This window comes from Streptomyces sp. NPDC037271 (assembly GCF_055603605.1).
The window spans coordinates 574181-586201 of record NZ_JBVJVN010000001.1; the positions used below are offsets into that span (position 1 = coordinate 574181).

Here is a 12021-nt window from a genome sequence, read left to right on the forward strand (position 1 = left end):
CCCGGCCTGCCGGGCATCCGTCGCTTTCGTCACGAGGGGGGCGTGGGAGGCGGACCCGTCCCCGCGCCCGTCCCCGTCCCCGCGCCCGTCCCCGCGCCCGTCCCCGCGCCCGTCCCGGGACCCGCGCCCGTCCCGGGACCCGCGCCCGTCCCGGGACCCGGTCCCGGGCTCCGGCCCCGGGACGGGCGGCCCCGGCGGGGCAGTGGGCCGGTGTCCGAGGGCAGCCGGCCCGCCTCCGAGAGTGCCCTGCGGAGCAGGAACTCGATCTGGGCGTTCGCCGAGCGCAGCTCGTCGCCCGCCCAGCGGGCCAGCGCCTCGTACACCTGGGGGTCCAGCCGCAGCAGCACCTGCTTGCGCTGCTGCGGCGGCCGGCGTTTCGGGGCAGGGTCCCCGGCCGGGAGGCCGCCGGGCGGCCGGGCCTCGGACGGGGAGCCCTCGGGTGAGGTCGTCACTGGTAGAGCGTCCCCGTGTTCAGGACCGGCTGGGCGGCGCGGTCCCCGCAGAGCACGACCATCAGGTTGGACACCATCGCCGCCTTGCGCTCGTCGTCCATCTCCACGATCCCCTGCTCGCTGATCCGGGCGAGCGCCGCCTCGACCATGCCGACGGCGCCGTCCACGATCTGCCGCCGCGCCGCGACCACCGCGCCGGCCTGCTGCCGCTGGAGCATCGCGGAGGCGATCTCCGGCGCGTACGCGAGGTGCGTGAAGCGGGACTCGATGATCTGCACGCCGGCCGCCTCCACGCGCGCGTGCAGCTCGACGGCGAGCTTCTCGGTGATCTCCTCGGCGTTGCCGCGCAGCGAGAGGCCGTCCTCGTCGTGGGCGTCGTAGGGGTACTCGATGGCGATGTGCCGCACGGCCGCCTCGGTCTGGGTGGAGACGAACTCGATGTAGTCGTCCACCTCGAAGGTGGCCTGTGCGGTGTCCTCCACCCGCCACACCACGACGGCGGCCAGCTCGATCGGGTTGCCGTAGGCGTCGTTCACCTTCAGGACGGCCGTCTCGTGGTTGCGCACCCGCGTGGAGATCTTGGTGCGCGAGGTGAGCGGGTTCACCCAGCGCAGCCCGTCCTGCCGGATCGTCCCCCGGTACCGCCCGAAGAGCTGCACCACCCGGGCCTCGCCCGGCGCCACCATGTTCAGCCCGGACATCGCGAGGAAGGCGGCCAGGGCGATCACGACGCCCGGGATGATCAACGCCGCCTTGCCTCCCGACGAGTCGACCGCCGTGGCGGCGGCGAGCAGGCCGACGCCGGCGATCAGCCCGATCAGTCCCAGCAGCAGCGCCAGGCCGCCGCCGATGCTGTGCGCCTGTATCTCGCGCACCCGTGGTGCCGGCATCTCGGGCACATCCGCCGTGACCTGCGAGGTGTCGTGTGCGTCGTGCGCGTCGTGTGCGGACATGAGGGGTCCCCCGTTCTCGCGGGGCGCGCTCGCGCACGCCCCGGCGACTATCTTCGGTCTAGCTAAGTGATATCACTTTACCTCGTGATGGCAACCCTTGACCCCTCTCGTACGTCGGTTCCTTGGGAGCGGGTGCTGATTCTCACGTCCGTAGAAGGCCGGATCCGCAGCCGTTTGCCACATCTCCCGGTGTTAGCTTTCTGAGCTGATATGAGCGGTGAACCTGTGTGACGCGTGAGCACACGTGAACGAAGCGGAGCGGATCGGACCCATGGGACGAGCGGAAGAGAGAAAAGCGCGACAGCGCGGTGGCCGCCGCGCGGCGCCGAAACGCCGCCGTCCGTCGGGCGCGGGCGGGAAGAGCGGCATACGCAGGCTGTTCACCTGGAAGAAGGTCCTCGGCACCTTCTTCGGCCTCTGCCTGCTCGGCATGGGCGCCTTCATCGTCCTGTACATGGTGATCGAGATCCCCGAGGGGAATCCCGAGGCGGAGCTGCAGAGCAACGTCTACAAGTACAGCGACGGCAGCATCATGGCCCGCACGGGCGAGCGCAACCGTGAGATCGTCGACCTGGCCAAGGTGCCCAAGGAGGTCCAGCGCACCTTCGTCGCCGCCGAGAACAAGACCTTCTACAAGGACTCCGGCGTCGACCTCAAGGGCACCGCGCGCGGTGTCCTCAACACGCTCTCCGGCAAGGGCGCGCAGGGCGGTTCGACGATCACCCAGCAGTACGTCAAGAACTACTACCTGTCCCAGGAGCAGACGGTCACGCGCAAGCTGAAGGAACTGGTCATCTCCCTGAAGCTGGACCGGGAGAAGCCCAAGGACTACATCCTCGCCGGCTACATCAACACCAGCTACTACGGCCGTGGCGCCTACGGCATCCAGGCCGCCGCGCAGGCCTACTACCGCGTCGACGCCGAGGAGCTGACGGTCGAGCAGGGCGCGTACCTCGCCGCGCTGCTCCAGGCGCCGAACCAGTACGACTGGGCGATCGCCAGCGAGACCGGCAAGAAGCTCGTCCAGGAGCGCTGGAACTACGTCCTCGACAACATGGTCGAGGAGGACTGGCTGAGCAGCTCCGACCGCCAGAACATGACGTTCCCGGAGCCCAAGGAGCCCAAGGCCGCCGCCGGGATGGAGGGGCAGACCGGGTACCTGGTGGAGGCCGCCAACTACTCGCTCAAGAAGCAGCTCGTCGCCCAGGGCGCCGCCGAGGACATGGAGCAGGCCAAGGCCCTGGTGGACCTCGGCGGCTACACCGTCACGCTCAACGTCGACAAGAAGAAGCAGGCCGAGCTGGAGAAGGCGGTCAAGACCAAGCTCACCAGCAAGCTCGACCCCGCCAAGCGCGCGGTCGACGCCGACGTCCAGGCCGGTGCCGTCTCCGTGGACCCGAAGACGGGCGCGGTCCTGGCGATGTACGGCGGCGTGGACTACGTGAAGCACTACACGAACAACGCCACCCGCGACGACTACCAGCCCGCCTCCACCTTCAAGCCGGTGATCCTCGCCGCGGCCGTGGACCAGGACGCCGAGACGCAGGACGGCGTGCCGATCACGGCCAACACGATCTACGACGGTACGAGCGAGCGCCCCGTGATGGACGGCGACCGCGAGGTCGGCTTCGCGCCCCCCAACGAGGACGACGTCGACTACGACGACATCACCGTCCAGGACGCGATGAACAAGTCCGTCAACTCCGTCTTCGCGCAGATGGGCATCGACGTCGGCATGTCCGAGGTCATGAAGGTCGCCGGCGACCTCGGCATGGACACCGAGGGCGTGCAGGCCGTGCCCGCCCAGACCCTGGGCAGTATGGGCGCCAGCCCGCTGGAGATGGCCGGCGTCTACGCCACCCTCGACAACCACGGCAAGAAGGTCACCCCGGCCATCGTGAAGTCGGTGGAGCACAAGGACCGCACGGTCGAGATGCCCGACCCGATCGGCGAGCAGGTCATCAGCCGCGAGGCCGCCGACACGGTGACCTCGGTGCTCACCGGCGTGGTCGACGACGGTACGGCCAAGAAGTCCGTGCGGGAGAACCCGCTGCGCGACGGCCAGCAGGTCGCCGGCAAGACGGGTACGTCCGACAACAACAAGTCGGCCTGGTTCACCGGCTTCACCCCCGAACTGGTCACCTCGGTCGGCCTGTTCGGTGAGGACGACAAGGCGCCGCACCCGCAGGTCCCGATGTACAAGGCGGGCGGCGTCGACTACCGCGTCAACGGTGGTGGCTTCCCCGCGGAGATCTGGGCGGCGTACACCTTCGGCGTCATGGACGGGACCAGCAAGTTCGACCTGGAGACCAAGCAGGGCAACGCGGTGAAGCCCAGCAAGTCGCCGACGGGCTCCGAGTCGCCGACCCAGTCGCCGACGCAGGAGGAGACGACCGAGGCGCCGCCGTCCAGGGAGCCGACGACCGAGGCGCCGCCGTCCAGGGAGCCGACGACCGAGGCGCCGCCGTCGGGCAGCCCGTCGTCCGAACCGCCGCCGTCGGGCAGCCCGTCGTCCGAACCGCCGACGAGCGGGGAGCCGACGCAATCGGAGGACCCGCTCTTCCCCGGCGCGGACTGGTAGAAGCAGCAGCCGCGGGAACACGACGGAGGGGCGCCCGGAGGTCCGGGCGCCCCTCTCGCGTGCACGGGCCTTAGCCCCGGTTCAGCTCGAACCAGACCACCTTGCCGGTGCTCAGCCGCGTCGCGCCCCAGCGCCGGGCCAGCCGGTTCACCAGGTACAGCCCGCGCCCGCCCTCGTCCGTGGCGCGTGCCTGCCGCAGCCGGGGCAGCTGCGGCACGTCGTCGCCGACCTCGCAGCGCAGCACGTCCGTGCGCAGCAGCCGCAGCGTGACCGGCTTCGAGGCGTACCGCACGGCGTTGGTCACGACCTCGCTGACCAGCAGCTCCACGGAGTCCGTGAGGTCCTCCATGCCCCAGCGGGCCAGCGCGCGCCGGGCCAGGCGCCTGGCCCGGCCGGGAGCCGCGTCCTCGGGCTCCAGGAACCAGTACGCCACGTCGCTGGGCGCGATGCCGTCGAAGCGGGCGGCGAGCAGCGCGATGTCGTCGTCCCGGTCGCCCGGCCCGAGCATGTCCAGCACCTCGTCGCACAGGGCTTCCAGGGGCGGCGGATGGTCGGGCCCGGTGAGCTGCGCGGTCGCGGCGAGGCGCTCCCGCAGCTGCTCTATGCCGGTCCACACGTCCCGCAGGCGGGACTCGACCAGCCCGTCCGTGTAGAGGAGCAGGGTCGCGCCGGCGGGGGCGTCCAGCTCCACGGCCTCGAAGTCCACGCCGCCCACGCCGATCGGGGCGCCGGCGGGCACACGCAGCACCTCGGCGTGGCCGCCCAGGTGCAGCAGCACGGGCGGCGGGTGTCCGGCGTTGGCGACGGTGATGCGGTGCGCGACCGGGTCGTACACGGCGTACAGGCAGGTCGCCATGCGGTCGGTGCCCAGGCGCTGGGCCTGTTCGTCGAGGTGGTGCAGCACCTCCTGCGGCGGCAGGTCGAGCCCGGCCAGGGTCTGCGCGGTGGTCCGCAGCTGGCCCATGATGGCCGCCGACGTCATCGAGTGCCCCATGACGTCCCCGACGACCAGCGCGACCCGGCTGCCGGGCAGCGGGATGGCGTCGTACCAGTCGCCGCCGACCCGCGCCGTCTCCGCGGCCGGGAGGTAACGGGAGGCCAGCCGCACGCCGGTGCAGCGCGGCAGGGTCTCCGGGAGCATCGTGCGCTGCAGCTCGTCGGCGATGTACGCCTCCCGCCCGTACAGCACCGCCTTGTCGATGCCGAGCGCGCTGTGCGTGGCGAGCTGGGCGGCGACCAGCAGGTCGTCGGCGTCGAAGGCGACGCGCTCGGGGCCGCGCAGGAACAGGGCGGCCCCGATCACCCGGCGCCGGCCGCGCAGCGGCGCGAGGATCGCCCGCCGGCCGTCGGGCACGGCGAAGTCCCCGTCGTCACCGAGCAGCTCCGGAAGGGCGGCCCGGGCGGCGGGGGTGTCCGCGAAGACCGGGCGCACCCCGCGCAGCACCTCGGCGAGCGCGCTGCCCGGCCGCACCTCGCACAGCTCGGAGCCGACCGTCTCCAGCTCGGAGGGCTCCGGCTGGACCGCGGGCGTGAACCCGCCCTCGGTGTCCCGCTCGACCGGAATCCGGTCGGTCCGGCGCAACCGCAGCACCAGGGGGCCCGTGGGCCGCTCGTCACCGACGGGCAGCGGCTCCCGCAGATAGACGAGGATGGCGTCCGCGAACGTCGGCACGGTGGCCCGGCACAGCCCCATCACGATCTCGTCGAGGTCCATGCCCCGGGCGATCCGCCGGGTCGCGGCTCCCACGAACCGCAGCCGGTCCCCGTCCCGCCGCATGGGCGTGGGCCGGCCGGGCGTGGTGGGCTGCCCGGTCCGGCGGTCCGGTTCGAGCGGCGCGGCGCGGCGCTCCGGCCCCGCGGGTGCCCCGGTGCCGGGAACCGCTCCGGCTCCGGTCTGCGCGCCGCCGGGCTGGACCGGTACGCCTTCGGGCGTGGGCCGCGGGCGGTGCGTACCGGGCTCGGTGGCCTGCTCGGCACCCGGCTGGGCGTGCTCGAAGGCGGCGGGGGAGTCCGCGCCGGCGGCCGGCGGTGTCTCTCCGGCGCGCCCCTGTGCGGGTAACGCGGCACCGAGGGCGCGCGGCTGCACGGGGGTAGGCAGGAGCGCCCCGCGGGGATCCGTGGGGTCGCCGCCCGTCGGGGGGCGGTCGAAGGAGGTCGGGTGCTCCGTCACGCGTGTCGAATCCGTCCGTCCGGGACTGCCCGCGGCGCGTGCAGTTCGTCCCGCAGAAATCCCGATACCCGGAATACGTGCCCCGGGAACGGGATTCCCGCGTGGTCAGAGGCTGTTCCTGTGTCACCGGCGGACCGTCTGCGGCCCGTGTCCGGGTTGCCGTCGTACCCCTCGCTCACGTCCTGCCGCCCCTCGGTGACGATCGGTCAAGCACAGCGCACGCTCCGCCGGTTGCTGCCGCACTTCCTTGCGGAGGACGATCCTACGTTTCCTGCCCGGGGGCGTATCAAGGGTCTCATGAGGACGCGTGCGCGGGCGTGCGGTCCCAGTCCCCCGGCAGTGAAGGTACCGCCCAGGACGGATCGGGGCGCCAGTGTTCCCAGCCGTCCGCGAACGGGGAGCCCCAGGCACGGATCTCCGCCACCGCCGCGCGCCCCGCCGCGCGCACCCGCCCGGCGAGCCGGGCGTCCATCAGCCGGTCCCGCTGGGCCTGCGCGAACTCGTCCTCGTCCCGCCAGTGCCAGGTGCGGTCCGGGTGGACGGAGATGTCGAGGAAGTGGTCCTCGGAGTCGACGCCGCCCTCCCAGCGGGTCAGCGGCTCCTCCAGGTTCACGTACCAGTTCTTGAACCGCCAGCCCGGGTCCCAGAACAGCCACACCGACCAGGGCTCGCCGGGCCGTGCCAGCTTCAGCACGCCCGTGCCGAACCACCGGTCGCGCTGCACCGCGCGCGGTTTGGTGTAGCGCGACGCCAGCGGTTCCAGGTGTACGGGCGTGCCGTCGGCGAGCACCGGCTTCACGCACTCGGTGCCGGGCGCCAGCCACACGGCGAGCAGGCCGGCGTCGTCCCGTACGACGGTGACGGGGCGTGCGATGTGGGGGCGGGGGCCGCCGTTCTCCCGGTACCGCCACAGGATGTGGCTGCCGGGCGCCCAGTACCTCGCCGGGGCCTTCGGGCCGCCGGTCGTCGCCTCCGCTTCCGTCGCGGCGCTCACCGCTTCACCGTCTGTCATGGACAGATATTAGGTGCCCGGGCCACGTGACGCGCCGGTGATCGCGACGAACGCCCGTGACGGGCGCCCGCCTCCACGACGGCCGCCCGCGTCCACGACGGCCGTCCGGTCACGGGCGGGTCATCCGCAGCACGTCCAGTGCCTCGTCCAGCTGCTCGTACGTGAGGTCGCCGCGCTCGACGTACCCGCCGTCCAGCACGACCTGACGGATCGTCCTCCGCTCGGCCAGCGCCTTCTTGGCGACCTTGGCGGCCTCCTCGTACCCGAGGTACTTGTTGAGCGGTGTGACCACGGACGGCGACGACTCGGCGTACTCGCGGGCCCGGTCCCGGTGGGCGACGATGCCGTCGACGGTGCGGTCGGCGAGCAGCCGCGAGACGTTCGCGAGCAGCCGCACCGACTCCAGTACGTTCTTGGCGATGACCGGCAGCATGACGTTGAGCTCGAAGTTGCCGGCCGCTCCGGCGGCGGCGACCGTCGCGTCGTTGCCGGTGACCTGGGCGGCGACCATGAGCACCGCTTCGGGGATCACCGGGTTGACCTTGCCGGGCATGATGGACGACCCGGGCTGGAGGTCGGGCAGGGAGATCTCCGCGAGCCCGGTCCGCGGCCCGGACGCCATCCACCGCAGGTCGTTCGCGATCTTCGTCAGGCCGACGCCGATGGTCCGCAGCTGCCCGCTGGTCTCCACGATGCCGTCCCGGGCGCCCTGCGCCTCGAAGTGGTCGCGCGCCTCGGTCAGCGGCAGCCCGGTGGCGCGGGCCACCTCCTCGATGACGGCGGCGGAGAAGCCTGGCGGGGTGTTGATCCCGGTGCCGACGGCGGTGCCGCCCAGCGGCAGCTCGGCCAGGCGCGGGAGGGACGCCTCCAGCCGCTCGACGCCGTACCGCACCTGGGCCGCGTACCCGCCGAACTCCTGCCCGAGGGTGACCGGCGTGGCGTCCATGAGGTGCGTACGCCCGGACTTCACCACGTCGGCGAACTCCTCCGCCTTGCGCTCCAGGGCGCCGGCGAGGTGGTCGAGGGCCGGGATCAGGTCACGGGTGACGGCGGCGGTGGCGGCGATGTGGATCGACGACGGGAAGACGTCGTTGGACGACTGGGAGGCGTTGACGTGGTCGTTGGGGTGCACGTCCCTGCCGAGCCGCTCGGTGGCGAGGGTGGCGATGACCTCGTTGGTGTTCATGTTGGACGAGGTCCCCGACCCCGTCTGGAACACGTCCACGGGGAAGTGCGCGTCCCACTCACCCTCGGCGACCTCGTCCGCCGCCTCCTGGATCGCGGCGGCGACGTCCTCGTCCAGGACCCCCAGCCCGGCGTTGACCTTGGCCGCCGCGCCCTTGATCCGGGCGAGCGCCTCGATGTGCGCGCGCTCGATGCGCTGCCCGGAGACGGGGAAGTTCTCCACCGCCCGCTGGGTCTGGGCCCGCCACTTGGCGTGGGCGGGCACCCGCACCTCGCCCATGGAGTCGTGCTCGGTGCGGTACTCGGTCCTGTCCTGCTCGTCGGTCATCGACGATCACCTCCACGTCTCACAGCGTCCGCGACGCGACCACTGTTCCCCGTGGAGGCGAACCGTCACCACCGCTGTCAGGCGAGTCCGGGACCCCGTACCGGGATGGACGTGAACGTCGGCGCCGGCGCCGGGTCCTGGAAGAAGTCGTTGCCCTTGTCGTCGACCACGACGAACGCCGGGAAGTCCTCGACCTCGATCTTCCAGACCGCCTCCATGCCGAGCTCCTCGTACTCGACGACCTCGACCTTCTTGATGCAGTCCTGCGCGAGCCGCGCCGCCGGTCCGCCGATGGAGCCGAGGTAGAAGCCGCCGTGCGCGTCGCACGCGTCGGTGACCTGCTTGCTGCGGTTGCCCTTGGCCAGCATCACCTTGGAGCCGCCCGCCGCCTGGAACTGCTCCACGTAGGAGTCCATGCGCCCGGCCGTCGTCGGGCCGAAGGACCCGGACGCGTATCCCTCGGGCGTCTTCGCCGGACCCGCGTAGTACACCGGGTGGTCCTTCAGGTACTGCGGCATCTCCTCGCCCGCGTCCAGCCGCTCCTTGATCTTGGCGTGCGCGATGTCGCGGGCCACGACCAGCGGGCCGGTGAGGGACAGCCGGGTCTTGACCGGGTGCTTCGTCAGCTCGGCCAGGATGTCGTCCATCGGCTGGTTGAGGTCGATCTTGACGACGTCACCCTCCGACTCCAGCTGCTCGTCCGTCGTCTCCGGCAGGAACCGCGCCGGGTCGGTCTCCAGCTGCTCCAGGAAGACGCCCTCCGCGGTGATCTTCGCGACCGCCTGCCGGTCCGCCGAGCAGGACACGGCGATGGCGACCGGGCAGGACGCCCCGTGCCGCGGCAGGCGCACCACGCGCACGTCGTGGCAGAAGTACTTGCCGCCGAACTGCGCGCCGATGCCGATCTTCTGCGTCAGCTCGAAGACCTTCTCCTCCAGGTCCTGGTCCCGGAAGCCGTGCCCGAGCGGCGAACCCTCGGCCGGGATCTCGTCCAGGTAGTGCGCGGAGGCGTACTTGGCGGTCTTCAGCGCGTACTCGGCGGACGTGCCGCCGACCACGATCGCCAGGTGGTACGGCGGGCAGGCGGCCGTACCGAGCGAGCGGATCTTCTCCTCCAGGAACTTCATCATGGAGGCCTCGTTCAGGACGGCCTTCGTCTCCTGGTAGAGGAACGACTTGTTGGCCGACCCGCCGCCCTTCGCCATGAAGAGGAACTTGTAGGCGCCGCCGTCGGTCGCGTACAGCTCGATCTGGGCCGGGAGGTTGGAGCCGGTGTTCTTCTCCTCCCACATGGTGAGCGGAGCCATCTGCGAGTAGCGCAGGTTCAGGTTCTTGTAGGCGTCGTAGATGCCCCGGCTCAGGGCCTCCTCGTCGCCGCCCGCCGTCAGCACGTTCTGCCCGCGCTTGCCCATGACGATCGCCGTGCCGGTGTCCTGGCACATGGGCAGGACGCCCGCCGCCGCGATGTTCGCGTTCTTCAGCAGGTCCAGCGCCACGAACTTGTCGTTGCCGGACGCCTCGGGGTCGTCGATGATGCGGCGCAGCTGCGCGAGGTGGGCCGGGCGGAGGTAGTGCTGGATGTCGTGGATGGCCTCCTCGGCCAGCTTGCGCAGCGCCTCGGGCTCCACCTTGAGGAAGGTCCGCCCGTCGGCCTCGAAGGTGGAGACACCCTCGGAGGTCACCAGCCGGTACGGAGTGGTGTCCTCTCCCTGGGGGAGCAGATCGGTGTACGCGAACTCAGGCATCTCGCCCATTCCTCACTCGGCATGACGCGCGGCTGGATTCCTCAGCAACGACGGCTGGCCTCCATCGGCAGCGTCCACCAGCGTAAAACCTGCCGTCGGCGGCGGGCTTGTGAGGTAAGGCTCAGTAGCCGCGACAGGAGTGGTGCGCGGCCCGGACGGGGTTGCGACAAGGTTGTCCACAGGGCTGGTCGCGATCTATCGCGTTTCGGTACGCTGCTGCCGTGGACCTTCAGAAGCACGCCCGACCGCAGGACGCGGCCCCGCGCGGCACCGCACCGCGCGTCTCCGAGATGCGCGCATCGGACGCCGACCGCGACCGCATCACCGACATGCTGCGCGACGCCCTCGCCGAAGGGAGGCTCACCGCAGACGAGCACGCCGAGCGCGTCGAGGGCGTGCTGGCCGCCAGGACGGTCGGTGAGCTGGACGTCTTCGTGCGGGACCTGCCCGCCGCGCACGCCGGGCGCGACACGGCCGCCGCCCCGGTCCCCGACCGCCCCACCGCCGGCGCCGTCCCGGCGGACCCCGACGAGAACGTGGTGGCGGTCTTCAGCAGCGCCGTCCGCAAGGGCCGCTGGCGGGCGAGCCGCCGCATCCACGCGTACGCGGTCTTCGGCAGCGTCGAGATAGACCTCAGCGAGGCGGTCTTCGCGCACCAGCAGGTCGTGGTCAAGGCGTTCGCCGTCTTCGGCAGCGTCGAGGTGCGCGTCCCGGAGAACGTGTCGCTGCGCGGCGCGGGCGGCGGGGTGCTCGGCAGCTTCGAGGTCCACGCCCTCGACTCGGCCGAGTCCGAGGCCCCCGTCATCTACGTGGACGGCTGGGCCGTGCTGGGCAGCGTCGAGGCGCGCCCCAAGCGCGGCAGGATCGTCGCGGACCTCCTGGACCGGGTGCACCGGAAGGTGGAGAAGGGTTTGCGCAAGCACGTGTAGCGCGGCGCCCGGCGGCGGTTGGAAACCCAGTGCATAGGCGCGCGTACAACGGGTAAGCCTTGACGCATCGTCTCTCGCTCGCGAAGCCGTCGTCAGGAGTAGACCGTGCTGCAACCGCCGCATTCGTCCCTGCAGGTAGCCGCCGTTCCGGCCCAGCGGGTGCCCGTGCGGGACAGGGACCAAGACGCTCCCTGGCACACCGAGGCGGTGTGCCGGCGCGACGAGGCCGGACTGTTCTTCGCACCCTCCAAGGAACCGACCGCCGCCCGGCTCTCCCGCGAGGAGGCGGCCAAGCGCGTCTGCGCGCGCTGCCCGGTCATGGTCGAGTGCCGCGAGCACGCCCTCCTGCAGCCCGAGCCCTACGGCGTCTGGGGCGGCCTCACCGCCGCCGAACGCCGCGTGGTCCTGGCCCGCCGCCGGCGCCGCGACGTCGAACTGAAGAAGAAGTCGGCCCGCACGACGGCGGGACGCATAGCCGCGGCCGGTTAGCACCCAGGCACGCGAAAGGGCACCCTCTCCGCACAGAGGGTGCCCTTTTCGCTCCGCAGGGGCTCACGCGGGCCGCAGGGGCTCATGCGCGCCACAGAGGCTCATGCGCGCCACAGAGGCTCACGCGGGCCGCAGGGGCTCATGCGCGCCACAGCAAGGGTGCGGGGCGCCGGCACC

The 12021-nt window shown here is 71.8% G+C and carries 9 protein-coding genes; 3 read left to right on the forward strand and 6 right to left on the reverse strand.

The window, feature by feature from the left end; translation table 11 throughout:
• Positions 1 to 29 precede the first annotated feature (29 nt).
• Positions 30 to 452: a type II toxin-antitoxin system antitoxin gene (locus ACZ7G3_RS02760; RefSeq protein ID WP_470922942.1), complete on the reverse strand. Its 423-nt coding sequence runs from the start codon at positions 450 to 452 to the stop codon at positions 30 to 32.
• Entirely contained in the window at positions 449 to 1405 is a 957-nt protein-coding gene (locus ACZ7G3_RS02765) for an SPFH domain-containing protein (RefSeq protein ID WP_470922943.1), read from the reverse strand. The genes ACZ7G3_RS02760 and ACZ7G3_RS02765 overlap by 4 nt, the downstream gene beginning before the upstream one ends.
• Positions 1406 to 1676: 271 nt before the next feature.
• Between ACZ7G3_RS02765 and ACZ7G3_RS02770 the strand changes: the two genes are divergently transcribed.
• The gene (locus ACZ7G3_RS02770; RefSeq protein ID WP_470922944.1) at positions 1677 to 3986 is read left to right on the forward strand and encodes a transglycosylase domain-containing protein; all 2310 of its coding nucleotides are present in this window, start codon (positions 1677 to 1679) and stop codon (positions 3984 to 3986) included.
• A gap of 70 nt (positions 3987 to 4056) precedes the next feature.
• On the opposite strand, the gene ACZ7G3_RS02775 is transcribed toward ACZ7G3_RS02770, so the two are convergent.
• From ACZ7G3_RS02775 to ACZ7G3_RS02790, 4 genes are all read right to left on the reverse strand, one after another.
• Entirely contained in the window at positions 4057 to 6156 is a 2100-nt protein-coding gene (locus ACZ7G3_RS02775; protein WP_470922945.1) for a SpoIIE family protein phosphatase, read from the reverse strand.
• Between the two features lie 295 nt (positions 6157 to 6451).
• A complete protein-coding gene (gene fomD, locus ACZ7G3_RS02780; RefSeq protein WP_426596963.1) occupies positions 6452 to 7168 on the reverse strand; it encodes a cytidylyl-2-hydroxypropylphosphonate hydrolase in 717 nt (238 codons plus the stop codon).
• Between the two features lie 109 nt (positions 7169 to 7277).
• A complete protein-coding gene (locus tag ACZ7G3_RS02785; RefSeq protein WP_426596962.1) occupies positions 7278 to 8681 on the reverse strand; it encodes a class II fumarate hydratase in 1404 nt (467 codons plus the stop codon).
• Positions 8682 to 8758: 77 nt separating this feature from the next.
• Positions 8759 to 10426, reverse strand: coding sequence for a fumarate hydratase (locus ACZ7G3_RS02790; RefSeq protein ID WP_470922946.1), 1668 nt, complete (start codon positions 10424 to 10426; stop codon positions 8759 to 8761).
• Positions 10427 to 10647: 221 nt separating this feature from the next.
• Between ACZ7G3_RS02790 and ACZ7G3_RS02795 the strand changes: the two genes are divergently transcribed.
• Both ACZ7G3_RS02795 and ACZ7G3_RS02800 read left to right on the forward strand, forming a co-directional pair.
• Positions 10648 to 11355: a DUF1707 SHOCT-like domain-containing protein gene (locus tag ACZ7G3_RS02795; RefSeq protein ID WP_426596960.1), complete on the forward strand. Its 708-nt coding sequence runs from the start codon at positions 10648 to 10650 to the stop codon at positions 11353 to 11355.
• 105 nt (positions 11356 to 11460) lie between these two features.
• Complete coding sequence (locus ACZ7G3_RS02800; RefSeq protein ID WP_426596959.1) at positions 11461 to 11844, forward strand: WhiB family transcriptional regulator; 384 nt, start codon at positions 11461 to 11463, stop codon at positions 11842 to 11844.
• The last annotated feature ends 177 nt before the right edge of the window (positions 11845 to 12021 follow it).

Excerpts from the sequence above, each read along its gene's own strand:
- ACZ7G3_RS02765 (WP_470922943.1), bottom strand. The coding sequence starts at position 1,405 with ATGTCCGCACACGACGCGCACGACGCACACGACACCTCGCAGGTCACG.
- ACZ7G3_RS02770 (WP_470922944.1), top strand. The coding sequence starts at position 1,677 with ATGGGACGAGCGGAAGAGAGAAAAGCGCGACAGCGCGGTGGCCGCCGC.
- fomD (WP_426596963.1), bottom strand. The coding sequence starts at position 7,168 with ATGACAGACGGTGAAGCGGTGAGCGCCGCGACGGAAGCGGAGGCGACG.
- ACZ7G3_RS02785 (WP_426596962.1), bottom strand. The coding sequence starts at position 8,681 with ATGACCGACGAGCAGGACAGGACCGAGTACCGCACCGAGCACGACTCC.
- ACZ7G3_RS02790 (WP_470922946.1), bottom strand. The coding sequence starts at position 10,426 with ATGCCTGAGTTCGCGTACACCGATCTGCTCCCCCAGGGAGAGGACACC.